The sequence below is a fragment of the Companilactobacillus sp. HBUAS56275 genome, assembly GCF_036913655.1.
Lineage (GTDB): Bacteria > Bacillota > Bacilli > Lactobacillales > Lactobacillaceae > Companilactobacillus > Companilactobacillus pullicola.
The window spans coordinates 404,364-430,400 of record NZ_JAYKKK010000002.1; the positions used below are offsets into that span (position 1 = coordinate 404,364).

The 26,037-nt window shown below is 36.6% G+C and carries 22 protein-coding genes; 17 read left to right on the plus strand and 5 right to left on the minus strand.

What is annotated here, in order from left to right; all coding sequences use genetic code 11:
* Window positions 1-84 precede the first annotated feature (84 nt).
* The gene (locus tag U8526_RS05500) at window positions 85-570 is read left to right on the plus strand and encodes a PH domain-containing protein (protein ID WP_334340962.1); all 486 of its coding nucleotides are present in this window, start codon (window positions 85-87) and stop codon (window positions 568-570) included.
* The gene (locus U8526_RS05505; protein WP_334340963.1) at window positions 560-1,981 is read left to right on the plus strand and encodes a PH domain-containing protein; all 1,422 of its coding nucleotides are present in this window, start codon (window positions 560-562) and stop codon (window positions 1,979-1,981) included. The genes U8526_RS05500 and U8526_RS05505 overlap by 11 nt, the downstream gene beginning before the upstream one ends.
* A 381-nt stretch (window positions 1,982-2,362) precedes the next feature.
* Here U8526_RS05505 and U8526_RS05510 read toward each other — a convergent pair whose 3' ends face one another.
* Window positions 2,363-4,687: an ABC transporter ATP-binding protein/permease gene (locus U8526_RS05510; protein WP_334340964.1), complete on the minus strand. Its 2,325-nt coding sequence runs from the start codon at window positions 4,685-4,687 to the stop codon at window positions 2,363-2,365.
* 185 nt (window positions 4,688-4,872) lie between these two features.
* On the opposite strand from U8526_RS05510, the gene U8526_RS05515 reads away from it, so the two are divergent.
* Window positions 4,873-5,451, plus strand: a complete 579-nt coding sequence (locus U8526_RS05515; RefSeq protein WP_334340965.1) for a TetR/AcrR family transcriptional regulator — start codon at window positions 4,873-4,875, stop codon at window positions 5,449-5,451.
* Window positions 5,452-6,117: 666 nt separating this feature from the next.
* Here U8526_RS05515 and U8526_RS05520 read toward each other — a convergent pair.
* Entirely contained in the window at window positions 6,118-6,648 is a 531-nt protein-coding gene (locus tag U8526_RS05520) for a PadR family transcriptional regulator (RefSeq protein ID WP_334340966.1), read from the minus strand.
* Window positions 6,649-6,718: 70 nt separating this feature from the next.
* On the opposite strand from U8526_RS05520, the gene U8526_RS05525 reads away from it, so the two are divergent.
* Window positions 6,719-8,155: an MFS transporter gene (locus U8526_RS05525; RefSeq protein ID WP_334340967.1), complete on the plus strand. Its 1,437-nt coding sequence runs from the start codon at window positions 6,719-6,721 to the stop codon at window positions 8,153-8,155.
* Between the two features lie 69 nt (window positions 8,156-8,224).
* Window positions 8,225-8,908 carry a GTP pyrophosphokinase gene (locus tag U8526_RS05530; RefSeq protein WP_334340968.1) on the plus strand — a complete coding sequence of 228 codons (684 nt, stop codon included), beginning with the start codon at window positions 8,225-8,227 and terminating at the stop codon, window positions 8,906-8,908.
* Window positions 8,909-9,125: 217 nt separating this feature from the next.
* On the opposite strand, the gene U8526_RS05535 is transcribed toward U8526_RS05530, so the two are convergent.
* Window positions 9,126-9,665 carry a GNAT family N-acetyltransferase gene (locus tag U8526_RS05535; protein WP_334340969.1) on the minus strand — a complete coding sequence of 180 codons (540 nt, stop codon included), beginning with the start codon at window positions 9,663-9,665 and terminating at the stop codon, window positions 9,126-9,128.
* A gap of 144 nt (window positions 9,666-9,809) precedes the next feature.
* On the opposite strand from U8526_RS05535, the gene U8526_RS05540 reads away from it, so the two are divergent.
* From U8526_RS05540 to U8526_RS05560, 5 genes are all read left to right on the plus strand, one after another.
* Complete coding sequence (locus U8526_RS05540; protein ID WP_334340970.1) at window positions 9,810-10,274, plus strand: MarR family winged helix-turn-helix transcriptional regulator; 465 nt, start codon at window positions 9,810-9,812, stop codon at window positions 10,272-10,274.
* A gap of 44 nt (window positions 10,275-10,318) precedes the next feature.
* Window positions 10,319-12,082, plus strand: a complete 1,764-nt coding sequence (locus U8526_RS05545) for an ABC transporter ATP-binding protein (protein WP_334340971.1) — start codon at window positions 10,319-10,321, stop codon at window positions 12,080-12,082.
* Complete coding sequence (locus tag U8526_RS05550) at window positions 12,082-13,809, plus strand: ABC transporter ATP-binding protein (RefSeq protein ID WP_334340972.1); 1,728 nt, start codon at window positions 12,082-12,084, stop codon at window positions 13,807-13,809. Before U8526_RS05545 ends, U8526_RS05550 begins: the two co-directional genes overlap by 1 nt.
* Before the next feature lie 795 nt (window positions 13,810-14,604).
* A complete protein-coding gene (locus tag U8526_RS05555) occupies window positions 14,605-16,254 on the plus strand; it encodes an alpha,alpha-phosphotrehalase (protein ID WP_334340973.1) in 1,650 nt (549 codons plus the stop codon).
* 52 nt (window positions 16,255-16,306) lie between these two features.
* Entirely contained in the window at window positions 16,307-17,038 is a 732-nt protein-coding gene (locus U8526_RS05560; protein WP_334340974.1) for a GntR family transcriptional regulator, read from the plus strand.
* Window positions 17,039-17,094: 56 nt separating this feature from the next.
* Here U8526_RS05560 and U8526_RS05565 read toward each other — a convergent pair whose 3' ends face one another.
* Both U8526_RS05565 and U8526_RS05570 read right to left on the minus strand, forming a co-directional pair.
* The gene (locus U8526_RS05565; RefSeq protein ID WP_334340975.1) at window positions 17,095-17,817 is read right to left on the minus strand and encodes a GntR family transcriptional regulator; all 723 of its coding nucleotides are present in this window, start codon (window positions 17,815-17,817) and stop codon (window positions 17,095-17,097) included.
* A gap of 151 nt (window positions 17,818-17,968) precedes the next feature.
* On the minus strand, window positions 17,969-19,045 hold the full coding sequence (locus U8526_RS05570) for a GDSL-type esterase/lipase family protein (protein WP_334340976.1): 1,077 nt from the start codon (window positions 19,043-19,045) through the stop codon (window positions 17,969-17,971).
* 193 nt (window positions 19,046-19,238) lie between these two features.
* On the opposite strand from U8526_RS05570, the gene U8526_RS05575 reads away from it, so the two are divergent.
* The 7 genes from U8526_RS05575 (at window position 19,239) to U8526_RS05605 (ending at window position 26,033) form a co-directional block, all read left to right on the plus strand.
* Window positions 19,239-19,934, plus strand: a complete 696-nt coding sequence (locus tag U8526_RS05575) for a GntR family transcriptional regulator (RefSeq protein ID WP_334340977.1) — start codon at window positions 19,239-19,241, stop codon at window positions 19,932-19,934.
* 246 nt (window positions 19,935-20,180) lie between these two features.
* Window positions 20,181-20,489, plus strand: coding sequence for a PTS sugar transporter subunit IIB (locus tag U8526_RS05580; RefSeq protein ID WP_054642887.1), 309 nt, complete (start codon window positions 20,181-20,183; stop codon window positions 20,487-20,489).
* A gap of 1 nt (window position 20,490) precedes the next feature.
* Window positions 20,491-21,921, plus strand: a complete 1,431-nt coding sequence (locus tag U8526_RS05585) for a PTS sugar transporter subunit IIC (RefSeq protein WP_334340978.1) — start codon at window positions 20,491-20,493, stop codon at window positions 21,919-21,921.
* 14 nt (window positions 21,922-21,935) lie between these two features.
* Window positions 21,936-22,277 (plus strand): PTS lactose/cellobiose transporter subunit IIA, encoded by a 342-nt coding sequence (locus U8526_RS05590; RefSeq protein WP_334340979.1) that lies wholly within the window; start codon window positions 21,936-21,938, stop codon window positions 22,275-22,277.
* The gene (locus U8526_RS05595; protein WP_334340980.1) at window positions 22,270-23,754 is read left to right on the plus strand and encodes a sialate O-acetylesterase; all 1,485 of its coding nucleotides are present in this window, start codon (window positions 22,270-22,272) and stop codon (window positions 23,752-23,754) included. Before U8526_RS05590 ends, U8526_RS05595 begins: the two co-directional genes overlap by 8 nt.
* A gap of 2 nt (window positions 23,755-23,756) precedes the next feature.
* Window positions 23,757-24,644, plus strand: coding sequence for an ROK family protein (locus U8526_RS05600; RefSeq protein ID WP_334340981.1), 888 nt, complete (start codon window positions 23,757-23,759; stop codon window positions 24,642-24,644).
* Window positions 24,645-26,033: a glycoside hydrolase family 1 protein gene (locus tag U8526_RS05605; RefSeq protein WP_334340982.1), complete on the plus strand. Its 1,389-nt coding sequence runs from the start codon at window positions 24,645-24,647 to the stop codon at window positions 26,031-26,033.
* Window positions 26,034-26,037: the final 4 nt, after the last annotated feature.

Consider the following 26,037-nt stretch of genomic DNA (forward strand, 5'->3'; position numbering starts at 1 on the left):
ACAAAAGCGATAGATCATCATTTTGGTGACCTATCGCTTTTTTGATGGAGATGATAAGCTTAAAGAACAAAAGGGGAGCTGTAAATGGATAAAGTAAAGAAACTACCAGAAGATATCAAAATGATTTGGCGCTTAAATGCACTGATAGATTGCATGATTTCGTTGATAATTGCTGTGGCAATATTCATTGGTAAAATGTTTGCACCAAAGGGGATGCAGACATTTTTGTTAATAGCCGGAATAATTTTTTTAGTATTAACCGCTCTTGTACCTCTAATTGAAATATTATTAATTAATTATCACTGGAATTATTGGACCTATTACATAGATGATCAACAAGTTGAATTGCATCATGGATTCTTCTTTAGAAAGCAGATTATTATTCCTATTGCTCGAATTCAAAATGTTACTTTGAAGCAGGGTCCCATTTTAAGATGGAAAGATCTTCAGAAAGTTATTGTCGAAACAGCTGCTGGGGCCAGTGATATTTCAGGAATTAAAAGTGCTGAAGCCGATGACCTCAAGAAGTTAATCATGAGATTAGCACGGGAGGCTCGCAATGACCTCTAATCCGCAGCGAATGCATCCCATATCACTGTTAATGTTTGTCTATGAATCAATCAAGAAAATGGCTTTTCCACTAATCATTGTACTTTTGGGGATTGGCAGATCATTACCACTAGTTTGGATAGTTGCCGTCATAGTAGGCTTAATAGTTTTGATTGTCGCGTTAAACCTTCTCAGTTATTTGATGTTTACTTACCAAATTCTGGACGATGAGATCATTATTAAATCAGGCGTATTCGTCAAAAAAATCAATCACGTTCCTTATGACCGAATTCAGAATGTAACGACGAATCAGTGGTTCTTTTTGAAGCCCTTTGGACTAGAAGAACTGGAAATTGAGACGGCAGGACAATCAGAAAAAGCTGAGGTTGCATTAAAGGCTGTCCCAGATTCACTCAAAAAAGAAATCAATCAGTTGCGGAATAACGATACCGTAACGGTGAATAGTGATCGACCACAAGAGAATATCTATACGATTGCTTGGCGTGATTTGTTGAAATTTTCGCTAACTTCACCAGCTTTTTTTAGTGCTTTGTTAGCGGTAGCTGCTGTGTATGGAAAAATAAAAGATGTCATCAATGACGATCTTTACCAGAATGTGACGAGTCAAATGACTCATTTAGGAGTTCTATTTATAACGGTGGGTGTTTTATTGATATTAGCTGTTTTCTATCTGATTTCAACGTTGATTCTGATTTCAAAATACTATCATTTTCAGTTAGTAGAACGTAACGGGCAATTGGAAATGACGCGCGGATTATTTCAATCGATAAAGACTAGTATTTCAATGAAAAGAATTCAAGCAGTTGTGATTAAACAACCGTTATTGAGAAGCTTCTTGAAGATTGCCACGATTCAGTTAGTAATAGTTTCCAATTCGACAGAAGGCGACACTGAAAAAGATATTGTCATCATGCCAGTGATTGCGACTAACCGGATTGAAAAATTTCTGAAACAATTTTTGCCACAGGTACCAGTGACGAAGATAACGTCCAAACCACTTGGCTGGACTTACTATTATGAATTACGTAACGCTACTCTTTGGGCTATCCCGACAATTGGTTTTCTTGTTTGGATTGCCTTTCCCAATCCTTGGCTTGTCACGGGCGTAGTTATTCTAGGATTGTTCTTTTGGTATGTGCCTGCAATTTTGGTGGCAAAACGTTCTAAAGTGCAAATTTTAAATGAGGAGTTTTTAGTGCTTCAGAATAATAGGTTTATGACTAAGGAAGTTAATTATATTCCCAAATCCAGGATTCAATATATGGAGCGACGTTCGAGTCTTTGGTTGGATCATAAGGGACTTGCTAGCTTATTGATTTATGTTCGTTGCGGTAATAGTCAGCGTACTTTTGCCATTAGTTATCAGGATGAAAGGGACGTCTCTTCAGTTTGGAATTGGTATAAATCTTAGAGAGTGGAGTAGGCTGTTAAGATTCTGAGCATTTGCCTAAGTACTGGAATCGTACGCGTACTTTGCGTACAATTTCAGTGCTGTAGCAAAGCACAGGAATCTAGCCTGCGGAACTCGTTTTGACTATGTTGCAAAGTATTATGGTTATTCAGAAGAGTATACAAAAATAGCAGTTAGACAACTTATTGAATTGTCTGACTGCTATTTTTTTGTGTTTTCTTCTTTATGTGAATAACCATGGTTCTATGTTTTATAGTGGAAACGAGCTGCACAGGGGCAACCCATTGCGGTTTGCTACAGAACTGAAATCATCCGCAAGTTCGGCGGATAATTCCAGTTCTTAGGCAAATCCTCGTGGGCTGACCGCCCCTGCTTCGCTCTCTATTCTGATCTTAAAGCGGTGGCTGCATCTTTTCTTGCTGCCATTCTGGCTGGAATATGTCCACCGATAACCGTCAAAATTGTACTGATAACTATTAAGACTATCGCATGGACTGGGTTTAATTGAGCTACGCCGTTAAGATCGGTTAGTCCTTTCAAAATTGCATTGATAGGGAAGGTTGCTAACCAGGCTATTACGATACCTAATACACCTGAGGAGACTCCTAAGATGGTTGTTTCGGCATCGAAGACGCGGGTGATATCTTTCTTTCTAGCACCTAAGGCTTTCAAGATACCAATTTCTTTAGTTCTTTCAAGAACGGATGTGTATGTGATAATACCGATCATTATCATACTTGTTACTAATGAAATTCCGGCAAAGGCTACTAAGACATATGTGATAGCGTCCATTAGACCACCGGTAAGGGTTGAAACTTGTCCGGCTAAGTCGGTATAGATGACTTTGTCTGCTTTCTTCTTACCCTTATTGTATTTATCAAGATAACTTAGAACTTTATCTTTAGTCTTGAAGGTACTTGGGTAAATTAGGATGCTGGATGGTGTAGCAGAACCACCTAGGTAACTAACTAGGCTTTCTTTTGCAGTAGCATCATCAATACTTGCACCGGTTAAGACGTTGTTATCGCTACTCTTTTGAGCAGTAACGATATCAGAATTTTTGTTAGTGTCAACGATATCCTTAGTTAGTTTGTCACTATAAGCGATACCAGATGAAAGAATATTTTCTGATGATTTAGATTTAACTTTTAAAATACCTGAGATCTTCAAAGTCTTGTTATTGGAATTGTCGTAAAGGCTTGTAAGGTCAGAGTTTGGTGTGTAGAGGTTAGTTGTTACTTGTCTGTAGTAATCGTTGTTAGAAACAACTTTGAATTCTTGTCCAACAATCTTGTTGAAATCTAATTTTTGATTGTCCTTAACTTTCATACCGATATTCTTCAAAGCATTGATATTAGTAGAATTATCACGATCAACGATTAAGACAACATCATTCTCACTCTTAGGAAGTGAGCCAGAAATCACTTTGTAGTGTTTTTTTAAAAAGTTAGTTCCGTTGTTATTTGAAGAAGGGTAAACAGAACTGCCAATTCCTGTGGATGAAGCCATAGCGGCGGACATGCTACTCATTGAGTTTGAACTGCTTGTATTTGAGAATTGAGCTGTTTTGACTTTGCCATCAACTTTACTTAAAAGATTCATCCCAGTTGAATAATTGTAAGTGATATCCTTACTCAATTCGGGGTCAAGTTTCTTAATGTAGTTGACGTAACTCTTATTCAACTTGTTAGTGTGAGTCGATTTTTCTTGTTGGCTAAGTTTAGCAGTGACTTTTTTCGAATTAGAACTCTTGACCTTAGTGTCTGGAGTTGTTTGCTGAGAAGCTGTCTGTGAAATAGTTACCGGGAACTGTGCCAAAGTATTACCTTGAGTCTTATCGATTTGTTTTTGAAAACCAGAAGATAAGGCTAAAACGATGGCGATACTGATGATACCGATACTGGAAGCAAAGGCTGTTAAAGCTGTTCGAGCCTTTTTCGTCTTTAAGTTAGTGAAGGATAATTTCAAAGCGGTCCAGAAGGTCATCTTAGTTTTCTTAAGTTCGAAGTTATCTTTAGTAGTATCTTCAACAAAAGGATTAGAATCGTCTAAAATTTTTCCATCGGCGAAGTTGATAATTCTATCAGCATATTCTTTAGCCAAAGTAGGATTATGAGTAACCATGATGACAAGGCGTTCTTTTGAAAGTTCCTTGATCAATTTCATGATTTCTTCACTGGTCTCAGTATCTAGGGCACCGGTTGGCTCGCCACAAAGCAGAATTTCAGGATCATTAGCAATAGCACGGGCAATGGCAACACGTTGAAGTTGACCACCAGATAATTGATTAGGCTTCTTGTTAATGTGAGGACCTAAGCCAACTCTTTCCAGTGCTTCACGAGCCTTACGTTTCTTTTCATCCCCGTTAACACCACTAAGTGTCATTCCCAATTCAACGTTATCGATAATACTTAAATGACCGATAATATTGTAACTTTGGAAAATGAAACCAACGGAATTATTACGATAGGCATCCCAATCGGATTCGGAAAAATCTTTGGTAGATTTACCATTGATGACCAAGTCACCAGAATCGTAAATATCCAAACCACCGATACCGTTCAGCATAGTAGTTTTACCGGAACCACTAGGTCCCAAAATAGCGACGAATTCTTGTTTTCTAAAGGAGACGGAAACATCGTCTAAAGCTTTAGTAACTGAATCGCCGACATAGTAATATTTTTTAATATGTTTTAATTCCAGCATTTATTGAACTCTCTCTAATCTCTAAATTTTTAATGGCATTAAATAAAATTTCTGTTAGAATGTCATTATTGCAACACTATGTTTCATATAATAAAAACAATTTAATAGATTTTCAATCATCAATTTGAGACAAAGTGTCATTAATTAAACGAAAACTATTTATTTGTTGCACTTAAGGAGAAGTCATGGTCGGAATAAAGAATAATCGTCGGGCCCAATATACCAGAAAGATCATTAAAGAAACAGTTTTATCACTTTTACAAACAGAATCGATCGATTCTATAACTGTTACAGAAGTATGTAAGGCTGCTGATGTTAATCGAACTACTTTTTATCGTTATTATGATGATGTTTATTCATGTGTTGATAGTATTGAAACAGATTTTTTAGACAACTTAAAAATCCCTCAAGGCACTTCAATGATAGAAGGTTTGAAAATCATGCTTGGGGAATTTTATAAAAGTCCGGCTTTGAGCAATTTAGTTTTTGTGGAAGGCAAAACGAAGTTATTGGATCGTATGAGTCATTTCCATGATCATGCAGAACTAGTCAAGTCGACAACGGATGAATATGAGGCCACCTACATCATGTTGGGTGTGCAAGGAATCATGAAACATTGGGTTAAGCGAGGAATGAAAGAGTCACCAGAACAGTTAACCAATATTATTGTCAAAGTTGTTTTTGCGGATAATTTACAGGATAAAAAGTCTCTTTTTGATTTGCATGAAGTTAAAGAGGAACAGACTGATTTCTCTGAAGCTTAGTTGGAGTGAGAATAGATCTAAATTCCCGTCCTCCACAAAAATTGGGAATGCTGTTGGAACGCTATGGGCGCGATTCGAAGCTAATTATTTTACACTTTGTGCAAAATAATGGATCTCCGAAGTCGGCCTTATTGTAATCGGCAAAGCCGATAACAATAATCTCATAGCTGAACGCATTCCCAATTTTTGCTCCGGACTAAAGAGTAATTCAATTGTTTGGTTTAAGATAAATTATTTAATCTAGTATCTTTTTTATTTTGAATGTTACTTTTAAATCAAAAGGTAGCTACTGAATCTTAGGTTTCTAATGTCATTGACCAGGGGTGCATTATTTGGGAATTCTTATCCACAATAAAATAGAATTTTTAAACTAAAAGGACGACCACTATTGGGTATTCAAGATATAAATGTATGTTTGAGTATCTTAATAGAGGTCGTCCTTATTTATTATTTAAATATTACAATAATTAATCATTAGAGTTGGATTTAGTCCGGAACAACAAGAAAATTGGCTCAGCCATGAGATTTACCTTAGCGATTTATCGCTTAGGTAAAGGCCGAACTTGAAGATCCATGAATTTGCACAAAGTGCAAATTCATTAGCTTCTAGTCGGCCCATGGCGTTCCAGCCAAATTTTCTTGTTGTGGAGGACGGCATTTTTAGTGCTACAAATTCTTTGATTCAGAACGCCAGAGTTTCAAATCTGATTTCTTGTTGGAGAGTTCTTTTTGAATGATCAATTCTCGTCCGAATTGTTCGGGATGATGAACTACTTCGGTCAATTCCAACTCTAATTGTGCTACTTCTAATTTTAATGTCTGTTGTCGTAACTCTAGTAGTGGTTTCAAAATGTCGGTATGTTCCTTGCCTAAAAAGTGAAGGCGTAAGATGAAATCGTCGTTGTTTAATTGAGTTACTTCCGGTGCTAATGGTAGTTTTAGCCATGCTACAAAAGTATCAGTTCCTAATTTAGTTAGTTGATAAACTTTTCTCCGAGAATTGTCTTCGGTTGGTTCTACTAGACTGATCAATTCCTTCTTTAGGAGTCGATTCAATTCGGGATATATCTGACTGAAGGGTGCAGTCCAGAATTCAGCTTTTTCTGTATCAAAAATTTGTTTGATGTCGTAACCGGTCATTGGTTGGCGAGTTAATAAGCCTAAAATCATATATTGCAGAGTATTAGAACGTGCCATGGGATGCTCCTTTACAAATTTTAACTATGTATTAAACTATATATATTAATATATAGTATAGAGGATAATTATGGAAACTGTTCAAAAAAAGAATTTAACGATGATCCTGATTGGTGTCGGGATCGTTATTTTTATGTCTACTCTTGATAGTAGCATTGTCACTGTGGCGCTACCAGTCTTGAGTAAGGCACTTAATACTAATATGAGTTTGATCAATTGGGTCGTGACGATGTATCTGATCGTGATGAGTAGTACTCTGATGATTTTTGGTAAATTGGGTGACAAGTACGGGAAAATTAAATTTTTTCAGTGGGGGACTTTGTTGTTTGTCGTCAGCTCAGCATTATGTGCGTTATCTGTTAGTTGGTTGACTTTGATTATTGCCAGAAGTTTACAGGCAATTGGAGCCGCAATGACAATGGCTACTTCCAACGGTATCATTGTCGAAGTTTTTCCTGATGATCGTCGTGGTCAAGCACTAGGCTGGATGGGATCATTCGTTTCCCTAGGTGGTATTATCGGACCAAGCTTGGGTGGTATCTTGTTGAATTTCTTCCCTTGGCATATCATTTTTTGGTTGAATGTACCGATTGGTTTTATTGCTATTTTTATTTTATTTAAGTATTTACCAAGTAGTTTGGATAAAAAGTTTGCCAGTGCTAAATTTGATTTGTTTGGCTCAGTCTTATTGATTATCGGATTCACTAGTATGTTTGTCGGTATTCTCTTGAGTCAACAATTGGGCTGGGGTGACTGGCGTATCTTAACTTTAACGGTTGTTGGAATTATTTTGTTAACGTTATTGTATCGTTATGAAACTAAACAGAAAGAACCGATTTTGCCAGTAGAATTGTTTAAGAATAAGTGGTTCTCAGTACAATTGTTAACTTGTTTCATGGTCTTTATCATTGATTTCTTCTTTGATGTGATCGCACCGTTTTACTTACAAAATGCTCGTGGATTCAGTCCACTATTCAGTGGCTTTTTCTTATTGATATTCCCAGTTGTGCAATTGTTTGTAGCCCCAATTTCCGGAAGTTTAGCTGACAAACATGATCCGTTCAAGATTACGTTGATTGGTTTAGCAATTATTAGTTTTGGTCAAATATTCTACGTTCTCAGTGGATTACAAAATACCGTCTTGATTTTTGCTTTCGGAGCCGCAATGGCTGGTTTAGGAAATGGGTTGTTCCATTCACCAAATAATGTATTAGTCATGAGTACCGTCGATGAAAAAGATTATGGGTCAGCTGGTAGTATTTATAGTTTAGCCAGGACAGTAGGGATGGTAGTAGGTTCTGCCATGTCGACAACCTTGTTATTCGGTTCAATGTCGATATTGAAGGGCTCACGAGTAACGTCTTATTTGCCAAGTGATCCACAGTTATTTATAGATGGGATGCATTTAACCTTTGGATTATCTTGTGCTATCAGTGTTCTATTGTTAGTCGGTATCTTTTTGTGGCATCAGAAAGTGACAAAAGAAAATCCATCAATAAAATTATAATTATTAGAGTTAGAATTAAGGCAGCCACTATGGCTGCTTTTTTTGAATAATGACAAAAGGATGGAAAGTATGATACTAGAAAGATCCAATACTATTAATTTGCGGGAATTAAAGTCACAATTAGGGGATTTGGATAACCGACCTGATGTACAGGAACTATCTAAAATGATTAAGATGTACCAACTTTATCAATCAGGTCAAAAAGAAATCAGTACTAAATTGGAGAATTTGGATTCAGAATTTCAAGTTAATTACGACTACAATCCGATCCATCATATGGAATCACGTATGAAAAAGATTCAAAGTTTGCTTCAAAAGGCTGAGCGTAAGGGGTACGATTTGACAGCCGAGAGCATTCAAAAAAATATTTATGATATTGCCGGTATTCGTGTGATCACCAATTATATCGATGATATTTATAAAATTGAAAAGTTGTTAACTAGTCAGACGGATGTCACGCTACTAAGACGTAAGGATTACTTGAAACATCCTAAGGAGAGTGGATATCGCAGTTTGCACATTGTTGTTAAGGTACCAGTTTTTCAATCTAAGGGACCAATCGACGTACCAGTCGAAATTCAGATTAGAACTGTTGGTATGGATATGTGGGCTAGTTTGGAACATAAATTACGTTATAAGACTAATAGCGATAGTAATTTGGTTGATAAGTACGGTGATCAATTGAAGGGTTACGCTGATGAATTAGAGAATATTGAACGTGGTATGCAAGATATTCATAAGGATTTGATTTAAAACAAAAGCAGGTATCTACTAGTTGTTTGGGCTAGTGGATACCTGCTTTTTTTGTGGTTGTTCTTTATGTAAATAACCATGGTTCTATGTTTTATAGTGGAAACGAGCTCCGCAAGGGCAACTCCTTCCGGTTAAGTCAACTATCTCTGCCAGCGCTTCGCTGCTGACTGAGATAGTAGTCTTAATCCTCGGGAGCTGACCGCCCTTGCTCCGCTCTCTAAACTGCGGGTTCTTGTTCCGCTAAATTCCATTCTTCTTTATCTAGGGCATAAGCCATGATATAAATCTCATCTTCGGTATCTGCGTTGCGTGTTTCTACGATACCTAATTTGTGCATGCCCATCTTTTCCATGACCCGTCCAGATCGTGGGTTTAGATGAGCATAGTGGGCTTCTATTTGGTCAAAGTGTAAAGTGTTGAAGCCATATTCCATCATTGCACTGCCTGCTTCGGCTACATAACCGAATCCCCAAGCATCTTGGCTGAGCGCATACGATAGGATTCCGACACCATTTTCGGGATGAAATTCGTAGAATCCTATTAGTTTATGACTTGTTTTTTCCTCAATTCCAAAGGTGAAGCCGAACTCCTTTAGGAAATGATCTTTAAATAGTATTGCAAAGTTAGAGGGAGTCTTGACGTCACGGTATCTCATATATTTCACGATAATTGGATCTAAAATAATTGCTTGTAGTTCGTCGTAATCCCTCTGATTAATCGGACGTATGATTAATCTCTCAGTAGTAATTTGACGCATCCTCTTGTTCTCCATTATTTAAAGTAGAACAAAAATATAAACTATTTTTTTGCGAAAGTAAAACATTTTATTTAGAAAAAATCGTTGACTTTTTAAATTTTTACGATTAATATAGTTCGCATACGAACAAAAGAGGAAACGAACATGTTAAATTTTAAAGAGACGATTGTTTACAATGTTAGAGATTTATCGATTCATATTTCCCACTATATTAAAAACAATGATGAAGAGAAGGTCGGTGAGAATGTGTTTGCTACACATGGAAGTGAACGTATTTCACGATTACAAGGCATGACAGCGGGCTTTTTGTACACTCATCAAGATGGACAAGTCATTCAAAAGGATTTAGAAAAAGCAATGTCGATCAGTAAATCAACTGCTAGTGGCTTGGTACATCGTATGGTCAAAAATGGATTGATCTATACGACGCCTTCACCTGATGATGCTAGAGTTAAATGTCTTAATCTGACAACTTATGCCAAAAATGCTATGGAAGCAATTAACGCTCAAGCTGAAAATACGGAAGAAGTACTGAAACAAGGCATCTCACCAGAAGACTTAGCAACATTCTTTAAAGTTATCGATCAAATACGAAAGAATACAAAGTAAAAAAATTTATAGTTATAGTTCGTATGCGAACCATAGGAGGAACAATGATAAAATTATTTAAAAAACTTAATAAAAAAGAATATTCAATGATTTTTATTAGTCTAATTTTTATCGTCTTGCAAGTTGGCTTGGAACTAGAGATTCCTAGTTACATGTCAACAATTACGGAAAGATTGGAAAAACAAGGAACAACTATCAACCAGATTTTGCAACCAGGGATGATGATGATTCTCTTATCAATTCTGAGTGTAGTGGCTTCAATTATTGTTGGTTATTTGGCAGCACATGTGGCAGCTGGATTTACCGCGCGTTTGAGAAGTCAGATCTTTAATCAAGTTATGGATTACTCGACACAAGATATTAAGAAGTTTTCCGTTTCAAGTTTATTGACACGTTCAACGAATGATTTGACCCAGTTACAACAATTTATCGCCATGGGTCTTCAAGTTATTATCAAAGCACCGATCACAGCTATTTGGGCAATTACTAAGATTGCTAACAAAGGTTGGCAATGGACGACTGCAACGGCTGTAGCGGTCATCGTTTTAATTGTAATGCTGACATTTATTTTGGTTATGGTCCAACCCAAGTTCAAGATGGTTCAGAGTTTGACTGACCGTTTGAATTTAGTAACAAGAGAGAACTTATCTGGTATTCGTGTAGTTCACGCTTATAATGCTGAGGATTATCAAAATGATAAATTCAATCAAGCCAATAAAGATTTAACTGATACCAATCTGTTTGCCAACCGAGTTTTAGCTTTAATGAACCCTGGAATGAGCTTCATTTCTAGTACCTTAACCTTGTCAGTTTATGCTATTGGTGCAATTATCATCAATCAAGCAACCGCCAGTGCCACTAGATTGACGCTCTTCAGTAATATGATCGTGTTCTCGTCATATGCCATGCAAGTTATTTTAGGATTCTTACTATTGTCGATCATCTTTATTCTGTTGCCTCGTGTAACAGTTTCAGTTTCCAGAATCAACCAGGTCCTAGATGTAACACCATCAGTTGTTAGTGAAAAGGAGACAACTGAAGATGTTGAACAAGCGGGAACAATAGAATTTAAAGATGTAAGTTTCAGATATCCACACGCCGAAGCCGATGCCATTCACGATTTGAGCTTCAAGGCAGAACAAGGACAGACTATCGCTATTATCGGATCAACTGGTAGTGGTAAATCAACCGTGATGAATTTGATTCCTAGATTGTACGATACAACTGCAGGTCAAGTTCTCGTTGATGGTGTCGATGTAAAGAACTACGCTACCGAAGATTTGAATAATCGTTTAGGTTATATTCCTCAAAAGGCTGTGTTATTCAGTGGTTCGATTCGTTCCAACATTGATTTTGGGCAAACAGATGCAACTGGCAAAAAGTCAGACGGACAGATCAATCAAGCTTTGGAAATTGCGCAATCACGTGATTTCGTTGATCAAAAGAAGGAACAACTAGATAGCAAGGTAGCGCAACACGGTGACAATTTCTCTGGTGGCCAAAAACAACGTTTGGCTGTTGCCCGTGCTATTGCTAGAAAACCGGAAATTCTGCTTTTTGACGATTCATTCTCAGCTTTGGATTATGAAACTGATAAGAAATTGAGAACAGCCTTGAAAGAAAAAGCTGCCAAGACAACTAAAGTTATCATTGCTCAAAGAATCAGTACCATTATGGATGCTGACGAAATTATTGTTCTAGATAACGGAAAAGTCGCCGGACAAGGTACTCATCAAGAACTACTTAAGAATAATAAAGTTTATCAAGAGATTGCTTATTCACAATTGTCAAAGGAGGAACTCGCTTAATGGGAGTAATTGAAGGAATTAAGAAGTATGGTTCTGAATACATCAAGCCACTGATCATCGCAATCATTTTTGCCATGGCTGGTAGTATTTTCACAATTGTGGGCCCTAGCCAATTGAGCAAGATCACGGATTTGATCAGCAAAGGTCTATTTGGAAAAATTGATTTAACGCAAGTAATGCATATTGTGGTGATCCTGGCCGCTATCTACGTAGCTGCAGCTGTTCTGTCATATGGTCAGGGCTACATTATGGCTACTATTACACAACGTTTTACACAGAAATTAAGAACGAAGATAACTGAAAAAATTAATAATTTACCGTTACAATATTTTGATACACATAACGAAGGTGACACTTTAAGTCGAGTAACTAACGATTTGGATACGGTCGGACAGTCATTGAACCAAAGTTTAGGCCTATTAGTTTCAGCCGTAACTTTATTGTTGGGTAGTATCGTTATGATGTTTACAACGAATGGAAAATTAGGATTGACAGCTGTTTTGTCAGTACTATTGGGATTTGCTTTAACAATTCTATTGATCTCGAAGTCACAACGTTACTTCTATAATCAACAGAACAAACTAGCCGATGTTTCTGGTTACTTGGAAGAAATCTATGCTGGACATGACGTTGTTAAAACCTATAACTACACAAATCAAGCCAAGCAAGAGTTCACTCAAATGAATGATGAGTTACAGACTAATGTTTGGAAATCTCAATTCTTATCAGGAATCATGCAGCCACTGATGAATTTCATCGGTAACTTTGGTTATGTAATGGTCAGTGTTGTTGGTGCCTTATTAGTTTTGAAAGGCCAGATCAGTATTGGTGTGATCGTCGCCTTCATGATTTATGTGCGTCTATTTACACAGCCTCTATCACAAATAACCCAGGCTTTTACAAGTTTGCAGTCAGCTCAAGCCGCCATGAAACGAGTTTTTGATTTTCTTGGTGAAAAAGAAGTTGAAGAAGAAAAGAGTAAACAAACGTTGGACGGTACTAAAGGTAATGTCGAATTTGATAACGTTGAATTCGGATACTTACCAGGCCAAAAGATTATTAAAAACTTCTCTATGAAAGCTAAAGCTGGTCAAAAGGTTGCCATAGTTGGACCAACTGGATCAGGTAAAACAACGACAGTTAATTTATTGATGCGTTTCTATGAGACAAATGCTGGGAATATCAAGATTGACGGTGTCGATATTAAAGATATGAAACGTTCTGATGTCAGAAAACAATTTGATATGGTACTTCAGGAAGCATGGATCTTTGAAGATACAGTTAGAAATAATTTAGTTTACAATCAAAAGAACATCACAGATGAGCAAATCAAAGCCGCAACTAAAGCAGTTGATTTGGATCACTTTATTGAAACACTACCAAACGGTTACGATACCGTTTTGGACGATTCTGTGAGCCTCTCCGTGGGACAAAAACAATTGTTAACAATTGCGCGGGCCTTGATCAGAAATGCTCCTATGTTGATTTTGGACGAAGCAACCAGTTCTGTGGATACCAGAACCGAGGAACAGATTCAAAAGGCAATGGATGTTTTGACAAAAGGCAGAACTTCATTCGTAATTGCGCACCGACTTTCAACTATTAAGAATGCTGATTTGATTTTGGTGGTTAAAGATGGTGAAATTATTGAACGAGGAACACATGAAGAATTAATGGCGGAAAATGGTTTCTATACTAATATGTATAATAGTCAGTTTACTAAATAGGAATGGTTCAGTTCTCTAGTTTAGCTAGTGCTGGATGCCCGTCGGTAGTAGAAAATCTGTGGGCCGCTGGAACGTAGCGGACACGGCTTGAAGCTAATAATTTTTCACAAAGTGAAAAATTATGGATCTCCAAGTCCGGTCTTCTACTAACCTTGCTGACGCAAGCTAAGTAGAATTTCGCTACTGAGGGCCCACAAATTTTCTACTACCGACTATATCCTGGTTCTAATAGTTATAATTGGAAATACAAGATGGTGATTTGTCTCTAAATAATCAAAAAAGAGGGAACTTGATATATAAAGTTCCCTCTTTTTTGTGATTTTATGGTTAATAAATGAAATTAGATGAATAAAATAAGTGAATCACTTCTATTACTTTAAAGATTTAGAAAACAAAAATAAAGAATAGAATAAGGATTTAGTCTGGAGTAAAAACTGGGAATGCGTTCAGTTATGAAGTCATTGTTAATGGCTATGCCATTTACAATGAGGCCGACTTTTGAGATCCATTATTTTGCACGAAGTGTAAAATGATTAGCTCAAAATCGTGCCCATAACGTTCCAATGCATTCCCAGTTTTTGCGGAAGACGGCATATTAAACACACCAAATTAATCTAATTTCTATAAAAAAACAGAATATATATAAATTAATTTTTCACCTGAAAACAGTGCAGGAATAGTCATGTTTGCTATATTCCATTATTCCATCCGGTATAGAACAATTGACAGATGTATAAACATATTATAAAATTGCGTCGTTAAGTGAGGACCTATTTAATATTGAGGAGTATTAAAATGAAGGAATGGCAAAAAGAAACTGTTTATCAGATCTATCCGCGCAGTTTTCAAGATTCTAACGGGGACGGCATCGGTGATATCAACGGTATTATTTCGCGTCTCGATTATTTAGAGAAATTGGGCATTGGTTTGATTTGGTTAACGCCAATGTACCTTTCGCCGGGAAATGATAACGGCTATGATATTGCTGATTATTATAAGATCGATCCTGTTTTCGGAACGATGGATGATTTTGAAAGATTGTTGTCGGAAGCACATAAACGAGATATAAAAATTATCATGGATATGGTATTGAATCATACTTCAAATGAGAACCCATGGTTCCAAGAGGCTTTGAAGTCAAAGGACAATCCATATCACAATTATTATATTTGGCGTGATCCAGTTGATGGACATGAGCCTAATAACTGGGTATCAAAATTCAGTGGTAGTGCATGGAAATATGTACCGGAATTAGATCAGTATTATTTGCATCTCTATGATGTAACGATGCCTGATCTTAATTGGCGTAACGAAGGTTTGAGAGCTGAAATCTTTAAAATGTTGAAATATTGGGCTAATAAGGGGATCGATGGTTTCCGTTTGGACGTCATCAACAATATTTCTAAAGATAAAGATATGCCTAACGATACTTTTGACACACCTTTAGATGATGGACGAAACTTCTATACTAATGGACCACATGTACATGAGTATATTCATGAAATGTACGAAAAAGTCTTTGGCCCTAATAACTTCGTGACGGTTGGTGAACTATCATCAACCCCTATTTCGGAGGCAGTTAAATACACTAATCCTAAACGTCAGGAATTATCGATGGCTTTTACGTTCCATCATGTGAAAGTTGATTACACTAATGGTAAGAAGTGGACATTGGGTCATTATAAGTTAACTGATTTGACTGGTATTTTGAGTGAATGGCAAACACAAATGCAACGTCATGGCGGTTGGAATGCCTTATTCTGGAATAATCATGATCAACCTCGTGCTATTTCTAGATTCACTAATGATGATAAATATCGTGATGAATCAGCTAAATTATTGGCAATGGTAGAATTCGGTCTTCAAGGGACACCTTATATTTATCAAGGTGACGAAATAGCCATGAAGAATGCGTATTTTACTGATATCAAACAGTACAAAGATCATGAGTCGATCAATGCCTATCATGCCATGTTGAAAAATGGGATGTCTGAAGATTTAGCAATTAAAATTTTGCAACAGAAGTCACGTGAGAATTCACGACTACCAATGCAATGGAACTCTAGTAAGTATTATGGGTTTACTACTGGACAACCATGGTTGAAGCCACAACATCATGATGACTATTCAGTTGAAAAAGTTTTGAAGACGAAGAATAATATTTTTGATTTTTACAGAGCTTTGATTTTTCTACGTAAACATAAAACAGTACTTGTTGATGGAGAATATAAGTTATTGAATCCTAATGATAATAGTGTTTACAGCTATGAAAGATTTAATAATAAGCGTAAAATTTTAGTAATGGCTAATTTTACTGAGCAAGCACAAAAACGTGATATAGCTACTGGTTTCGATTTAATTTTGGGGAATTATGGGGATATGCAGCTTAATCGTGGAGAAGTAACTTTGCGTCCATATGAATCAGTCATGTTAGAAAAGAAGTAATCTTCAAATAGATGAGGTTATTGCTTGTAAGCAATTATATTGAGGAGAAATTATGCCAAAAAATTTATATTCAGACATATATCACATATTGAAAGGTGAAATTGATAGTGAGGTATATCCGCCTAAAACAATTTTGCCTGGTGAAGAAGAATTATCCGAACGTTTTAGCGTTACCAGAAATACGATTCGTCGTGCTTTGAAGAAATTACAATCCGAGGGTCTGGTTTATACAGTTAAAGGACGTGGAGTCGTCGTATTAGAACCAGTTACTGATAATCGAATGGTTTTCTCAGCCGCTAATCACTTTGGATTCCAAGATTTGATGAGTTTTCCACAAAACAAATCAATTAGAGAACTAGCTACTAAGGTTTTGACCTTTGAGGAAGTTGAAATTGATAGTGACCTATCCGAACATACATCCTTTAGTTTAGGTGAAACGGCTTATCATATTGAGAGACTAAGAATGGTAAATGGTAAAGCTATGGCATTAGATATCAGTTATTTTAGAAAAGAAAATATGCCTAACTTAACTGAGAACGATGCCCAAAAGTCAATCTATCAATACATACGTGATGGTAATTTATTCAAAGTTGCGGCTGCTCGTTCAGTTGCGACAGTTGAAACCGTTGATGAAAAAACAAATGAATTGTTAGATCTAGGTGAGGCCAACTGTGTTGGTGTATTGAAGAAGTATGTTTATACCGACCTAGGTAGTTTATTTGAATGTACCGAAACTAAATATATTCCTAACAACTTTTCATTAGTTGGATTTGAATCATATTAATTGAAATCAAAAAAGTGCGTATCCGCTATTGGGTACGCACTTTTTGTTTGTTATGATTAGAACTTGATGATCTGATTAAAAATAAAGTTGTCAGGGATGAAATGTGATTCAGTATATTCGAATTGTTTACCATTATCATTGAAGGCAAAACTGATCATGTTACCGACACAATTGTTAATTCCTAGATTGAGATGTTCGTAATCGATTTGTGAAGCATGCTCAATTCGTAATTGACGCTTGACGACAGCAATTTTCATTTCCAAATCATTTTTAATGTAATCGTAGATGGAACCTGAAGCAATTTCAGGTGTAATGTCAGGAACAATCTGAGCATTGAAATAATTGATGTCTAATACTGCACTCTTAGTATTGATCCTTCTAATACGTTTGATTGCATAAACTGGGACACCAACAGAAAAAGAAGTTTTACGATGGAGTTTTTCGTCAACAATGACCTGCTTAAAGTCGGCGATAATTGTTTTATGGTCGATCTGTTGATCACTATTGAGAGATTGAAGACCGTTTATTTTTGCCAAACTAAGATTGATCTCTTTAGTTTGAGGAGTCTGTTCTAAAACGACTACTCCCTTACCTTTAACACTGTAAACAAGGCCCTCATTGGCCAACTGTTTAATAGCTTTTCTGATTGCATAGCGACTAACGTTGAATTCTTCAATCAGAGCATCTTCAGTTGGCAAACGCATCTTAATGTTATATTGCCCGTTTAAGACACGCTCTTTTAATACCGTATAAATATCATTGTTAGTAGTTTCAACCATTATTAAATCTCCAGTAACTATAATTGATCAATATATACTATTCATATTACATTATATTAAAAATGATTTAAACATATTACCTAAAAACTTAATTATAAACATAAGAATATATTCCAAAAATTGGTGTGATTTATATATCATGGAATATTAGCTAAATCATTTTTTTACGGATCAATTGCTCTTCTACGAATTTGGCAACTTGCTTGCCGCCTTCTTTAGATATGTGCACATGATCTCCGTAATCAAACTCTGCTTTAAGCTTATTATCTTCACCAACGAAACTAGCAATATCAATTACATTGGGCAGTTTTAAAAGTTCATGGTTGACTGCTAAACGAATTTTTTCCTTCTCGTCTGACCATGCAAAGACACCACCATTGATATTTCCAAAAGCTGGGGTAATGGTCATTGGAATAAAGATAATACCGTGTTTTTTACACTTCTTCTTAAGCAGGTGTATGGCCTTGATCAGAGCCTCTGCACTTGGTAATTCACTAACTGGTGAACCGGTACCGGGATGAAGCAGGTCGTTGACACCTTCCATAAAAATCACAATGTTGGGTTGGTAATCCGCAATCATATGATCAAAACGTGTAAAGCCAGCTTCTCCAAAGCTAGTCGACCATTGAGAAGTACTGTGGCCAGGGTGAAGAAGACGATTTCCCGAAATACCATAATTGGCAGTTACACAGTGAAATATTGTTTCCAAGTCAGTTGATAGTGGAGCAGCATAATTACCTTGATTGGTTAAAGAATCACCAAATAAAGCAATTCTTTTATGAGAATGTTCAGTCTTGACTTGAATTTCAGAAACTCCAAAGAAATATTTCGTTTCTACAGGGTCAGTGTTTTCAGTTCTTATTAAGTCGTTAGAAATTGTTAAACCCAGAGTATGGATACCCTTAGTGGGAGAAACAATGTCAATTGAAAGAAATGATTCTGCTGGTAAGTTGAAGTCTATCCAGTCAGACCATTCGACTAATCGAGGTTCGATGGTAAAAGATTCTTTTCCATCTTTCGTGACCAGAACTTTTTTCTTGGAATCGGTATAAATTTCTAAACTTTCGATTTCTAGTGGTTTTTCGTCGTATAAGTTATTTAGCTGTAATCTGATTTTCTTGCTAGCGAAAGGTTGGAATATTTGTAAGTGTTGATGACCGTTAGCATTAATGTGATCAAGGTTGATATAGTTACTGAAGTTATGTTTCCATGTGGTAGTTTTGATCATAAGGAATCCCTCTTTTTCTAGTACCTTTTAGTATTATCATAGCATGTTTAAACAATTATAGTTACAGATAAATTCGAGAAATCAAATGGTATAGATGAATTATTAGACTTATCCATACCGTGAGTTATAATTACTTATAGATCAAGTAAATATTTGTTATGACAAATATTGGATTTAGTTCGGAGGCAAATACATGAAAGAGACGCCCAAATATGTGATTGTGGCGAATCGTTTGAGACAGCAGATTTTAGAGAAAGAATATCAAATTAATGAGCAGCTTCCTCAAGAAACATCCATTGCAAAGTCATTAAATGTAAGTCGTATTACTGTTAGAAAAGCGCTAGATATTTTGGTAAATGAAGGGTTGATTTATCGGATACAAGGTTCAGGAACTTTTGTCAAGGATAATCAACCGGGCGAGGGCGTTCAGAATAAGCAATCTCTAGAAATATTTGATTTTAATAAATATTCCGTAAAGTTAATCAATTTTGGTGTGAGTAAGCCTAGTCCAACGGTGATGGATCAGATGAATATCAATCAGTTTGATTTAACTTATGAAATTGAACGTTTGATTATGAACGGCAAGACTATCGTTGCTTTGCAGAACATTTTTATGCCAGTAAAGATTATTCAAGGTATGCAGATGGATTCTTTAATGGGCTCAATGTATGACTTTGTTGAGAAAGAGTTAGATTTGAATATTGATAGTGCCATTAGAACCGTATCATCGGAAATATCAAATGATGATACATCTAGATTATTGGACCTAACAAAACCTGAACCCTTGCTAACAGTGGAACAGCGGTCGTTTCTAGACAATGGGCAAATCTTTGAATATGCGTATACTTACATTCGATCATCACAATTCTCGTTACATGAGTCAATTTAAGACAAATATTAAATATTAGAAAGTGCAAATCTTCCAAATGAAGTTTGCACTTTTTTTGTCGCGTATATAATAGACCCCTTGGTAATAGTATCTTTACGGACTAATGCTGGGAAAATAAAAGTAAATAGGGATCTATTAAATGAGAATGTTAATCAAATATTTGTTATAACAAATTTAGAAATGGTATTGACTTCAAATGTATATGCTTTTATACTGAAAGCGTTAACAAATGAAGGGGGTTTCATTATGAAACAATTAAAGATTGCGATTTTCTGTAGTGGAGGTTTTTCCACAAGTCTAATTGGCTCAAAGATGCAGAAAGTTTATGACGCCGAAGGTGCCGATGTAAAAGTTGATGCCTACGACTTCGGTATGGTTGATGAAGTTGGAGATGATGTTGACGTTATCTTGCTAGCTCCACAAATCGGTTGGGCATACGACCAAACTAAGGAAGCTCATCCAGATACAAAAGTGATCCTATTGACTATGCAACAATTTGGTAGCATGGATGGACAAGTTCTTGTAGACGTATTGAAAGAGAAGGGAATTGGCTAAAATGGGGAAAAGCAAAGGAAGCGGAACACAAAAGTTCCAAGCAAACTTTACTAGAATAGCTGGTAAGATTGCCGCTAATAAATTGTTATTAACTTTACGTGATTCATTTATCATTGTTGCTGCAACATCAATGATTGCTGGTTTTGCTATTATGATTCAAAATGTTTTCGTTGATCCAACTAATGGTTTGATCTTCGGTAAACAAGGTCTAGGTTTAGGTCGTTTGATCAGTGGTTCATGGTCTGCATGGGCTACCTCAGGTTTGTTTAAAGGTCTAACGACTACAGGTAATTTAATTGGACTTATTTCAAATGGTTCATTGAATACCTTTGCTGTATTACTAGTTGTTATTTTTTCACACACATTTTCACGCAAATATTTCCCAAAGAGTAAGGAACATATGACTTCTGTTCTATACGCTCTAGGTGCATTCTTCATCTGTATGCCATGGAAGTTCCAATACACACCTGACGGCGCTAAAAAGCCTATCGATGTTTTGAACTATATGGATACAACATTCTTTGGTACTAAAGGTGTTTTCGCCGCATTACTAATCAGTGGATTCGCTGTTTGGATCTACAATAAGGTACTTGAAAAGAATATTACTATTAAAATGCCAGATTCAGTCCCACCAGCCGTTGCACGAAGCTTCGAATCATTGATTCCCGGTGTTATTACAATGGGTGTCTTCATTATTTTGACAGGATTAAGTACAACATTCACTGGTGAAACAATGCCAGAACTACTTTTGACAGCTCTACAAAAACCCGCTATTGCTATTTCTGGTACTGGACTATTTGCCTTTGTATCACAAGCAACATGGAGTTTGCTTCAATGGTTTGGTATCCATCCAACATCAATTTGGGGACCAATCTTCGGTTTAACATGGAATATCAATGATACTCAAAATATGTTAGGCCAAGCACATCACATTTACTCAACATTATTTATGAACTTCTCAACTGTTGCTGCTGGATCATGTTCAGTATCACCAGTACTAGCTTTGATCCTATTTTCAAAGAGAGCCGCTGCAAAGAAAGTTTCTAAGATTTCTTTGATGCCAGCTATCTTCAATATTTCAGAACCTGTTACTTTCGGTTTACCAATTATCTTGAATCCTTTGTACTTCATTCCATGGGTAGTCGCTCAACCATTGGCTTTCTATATCGGAATATTGTTTACAAAACTTGGATTCATCGGACCTATTGTTAATAACGTTCCATGGACCGTACCAACATTGCTTTCAGGACTTCTATATACAGGATCAATTAATGGTTTGATTGTTCAAGCTGTGATCGTTGCAGTCACAACAGCCATTTACTACCCATTCGTTAAGATGGATAACAAGTTGAATCCAGATGTTGTTAAAGAAGAAGAAATGAACGCAGCACATAAAGAATCAGAAAAGGAACTAAAGACAAGTCAAGCATAGGAGATGTAATTAACTTGGATGAAAAACAATTAAAACGTGCAATGGAATTGATCTCAGTTGCCGGAACTGCTAAATCAATGTGTATCAATGCTATGAATCAAGCAGAAAAAGGTGAGATCGAAACTGCTAGAACAACTTTGAAAGATGCCAAAAAGACTTTACACGAAGCACACAATATTCAAACTAAATGGATGACTGATGAAATGAATGGTGAAAAGGTTGAAAAATCAATTATGTTGATTCATTCTCAAGATCATTTCATTTCGGCTGATATTATGATGACCGTTGCCGAAAAAGTTATCAATTTGCATGATGAAATCGCTCAATTAAAGGCTAAGGAACAAGTAAATGGATAGAGTTTTACAAGTAGACGGCATCTATACTGATAAGATGGTTGTTCCCGAGAATAAAGCCTTTAAAATAAGTGGTCGAGCCATTCGCAATACGACCGTTACTGCCAAAGTATTGAATCAAGTTTCTACTACTAATACTGATGACGATGGCTTATGGACAATTGAGATTTCAGCTTTACCAGAAAAGACGGTAACTAATATTGAGTTGAAAAATCTAGATGAGACTTTAACACTCAATGATGTTAAAACTGGAAAAGTTATTCTTCTGACCGGTCAATCCAATATTGAATTCAAGTTTCGAGACGATGCTGAATATCAGGATCAAATTGACCATTTGAATTTGCAGAATGTTTATTTCTACAATGTTCCGCAACTAGAATATCAGGATGAGAATTTAACTTTGCCCAAAGGCTTAACAACATCGAAGTGGCAAGCAGCTGATAAAGACACGCTTTGGGAAATGTCCGATATTGGATATTGGATTGCTAAAGAACTGAACGGTTCTAATCCAAATGAAGTAGTTGGTATCATCGACTGTTATAAAGGCGGGACGTCAATTTCCTCATGGGTTCCGGAAGATGTTTTGCAAAGTGATAAAGAGCTGGTAAAACGTTATATCAAGCCTTTTAAAGAAGCTACAACTGGTAAAACTCAATCGGACTATGATCAAGAATTTGCTGACTACAATGCTTCAGTTGAAAAACATAATACTGATTTAGCTAAGTTTCAAAAAGAAAATCCTAAAGTTTCATTGAGTGATGCTAAAGATCAAGTTGGTCACACACCATGGCCACCTCCAATGACACCAACATCGTATTTACGTCCCAATGGATTGTTCCATACGATGATCGAGCAAGTACGTAACTATTCTTTCAATAAAGTTGTTTGGTACCAAGGTGAAAATGACGCTGATAATCCTGATGTTTATGCCATTATGCTTCGCGGTTTAGTCTCAAGTTGGCGTAAGTTGTTTATGGATCAATCATTACCGTTTTATATTGTGCAATTACCAGGCTATTACGACGAACCAGAAGATGCTTGGCCAATTATTCGGCAACATCAATTAGAAATTACGCAAGTTTTGAATGATGTTCACTTAATTTCTATTGCTGATACAGGTGAGAAACATAATATCCATCCCACTCATAAACGCATTGCAGGAACAAGAATTGGTAAAATCCTCTCTGATAAAAGTTACAATTCAACACCATACGTTTATCGAACACAAGCAGCGGGTAATCAGTTAATATTGTTTGTCGCCTCAGTAAGCGCTTTAGTTCAACGTGGAAAAGCAGAAATGGAAGTAAGAAAGGCCGGCAAGTGGTCGACACACGAAGTTTCTGTAATAGGCAATGTTATCGTAATTAATAACGCTCAAGATGTTGAAAAGATTCGCTATGCTTATGCAAATTATCCAACATGTACCTTATTTAATGAATTTGGTGCTCCACTGGCACCTTTTGAAATGGAGATTGAATAAAAATGAGTAATCTAGGTTTGATTGATATTGGTGGAACATCTATCAAGTTTGCGGTAATGAAAGATGGTCAACTAGAGAAACTAGAACCAGTTAAAACGCCACAAACGCTTGATGAGTTTTATCAGGCTTTAACAACTAAAGTGGATTTGATGAAAAATCAGTATCAAATTGTTGGTGTTGGTATCAGTTCACCAGGTGCCGTGAATAAGAAGACCGGTGTAGTTGAAGGTGCTTCCGCCATCCCTTATATCCACAATTTTGAGATTCAACAAGCTTTGAGTGAACGTTTCGGTTTACCAGTTAGCATGGAAAATGACGCCAACTGTGCAGCCTTAGCTGAATTGGATTCAGGTGCGGGTAAGGATGTTTCGAGTTTGTTGTTTTTAATTATTGGTACCGGAGTTGGTGGTTCAGTAATTATTAATCATCAAATTTGGCACGGTGCACATTTATTCGGTGGTGAGTTTGGCTTTACTTTAGTTGATGATGAAAATACATTGAGCAATTTGGCTACGTCAGTTGGTGTAGCTCAAAGATACAATGCCAATTCCAAACCGGTTACGAATTACAGCGGTAAAGAAGTATTCGATTTGGCTGATCACGGAGATGCACGCGCACAAAAAGAAGTACAGACGATGTATTACTCCTTAGCCAAGGGAATCTATAACTTGCAATATAGTTTTGATCCCGAATTGATTGTTCTGGGGGGAGCAGTGTCGAATAATTCACATCTGATTCCCGAAGTTGATAAGGAAATCGAAAAGATTCGTAAAGTTGTTAAAATTGCTTCGATCAAACCAAAAATCGTACCTTGCAAGTACACTGATGAAGCTAATCTGCGTGGTGCAGCAGTGGATTTTGCTCAAACATATCCAAAGGAGAATGCTTAAATGATAAAATTTCCAGATGATTTTGCCTGGGGAGCAGCTACTTCAGGTCCACAATCGGAAGGTAACTTTCACAAGCCTAATCAAAATGTTTTTGACTATTGGTTTGAAAAGAAACCGGATGATTTCTACGAAGGTGTTGGCCCTGATGAGGCCTCTAACTTTTACAATGATTATCAAAAAGATATTCCGTTAATGGCTAAAGCTGGTATCAAAGCTTTAAGAACTTCGATTCAATGGACACGTTTGATCAAAGATTTGGATACTGGTGAGGTCGATCCTGATGGCGTTGATTTCTATAACAATGTCATTAACTGTTTGATTGAAAACGGAATTGAGCCATATATCAATTTGTTCCATTTTGATTTACCAATTCAGCTCTATCAAGAATTTGGCGGTTGGGAGTCAAAACATGTGACTGATTTGTTCGCCGACTATGCCGAAAAATGTTTTGAACTATTTGGTGATAGAGTGAAGAACTGGTTTACATTCAATGAACCTAAAGTTATTTTGGATGGTGAATATTTGTATCAATTCCACTATCCACTAAAAGTTGATGGTCCCGCTTCAGTTCAGGTTGCCTATAATTTGAATTTGGCTTCTGCGAAAGCCATTAAGAGATTCAGGGCATGGAAGAAAGCTAACAATTCAGATGCTAAGATTGGTACAATTTTGAATTTAACGCCGGCTTATCCGGCCTCTAATGATCCTGAAGATGTTAAAGCAGCTAAGTTTGCTACTATGTGGGATGACAATATGTTCTTGGACCCTGCTGTTTTAGGACATTTTCCAGAAGAGTTAGTGCAGATATTAGATGAAGCAGGGGTGTTGTTCCAAAGCACTCCAGAAGAGTTGAAACTGATTGCCGATAATACGGTCGATGTTTTAGGAGTTAACTTTTATCATCCTGAACGGGTTAAGAGACCTAGTGTTTCGCCAAAGAGCTTGCAAGATTGGATGCCAGATATTTACTTCGACAATTATGAGATGCCAGGTCGTGTTATGAATGTCGATAAAGGTTGGGAAATTTATCCACAGACGCTTTACGATATTGCAATTAATATTCGTGATAACTATAAAAATATTCCATGGTTCGTTTCCGAAAATGGTATGGGTGTTTCAAGAGAAGAACGTTTCATGAAAGATGGCGTTATTCAAGACGATTATCGAATTAATTTTATTCATGATCATTTGGTTCAATTGCATAAGGGTATCGAGGCGGGTTCTAATTGTCACGGTTACTTTGTTTGGACGGCGATTGATTGTTGGTCATGGAAGAACGCCTATCGTAATCGATATGGTTTGATTCGTGATGATATCCATACACAAACGAAGACCTTGAAAAAATCAGGACACTGGTATGCTAAAGTCAGTGCTGACAATGGATTCTAAATAA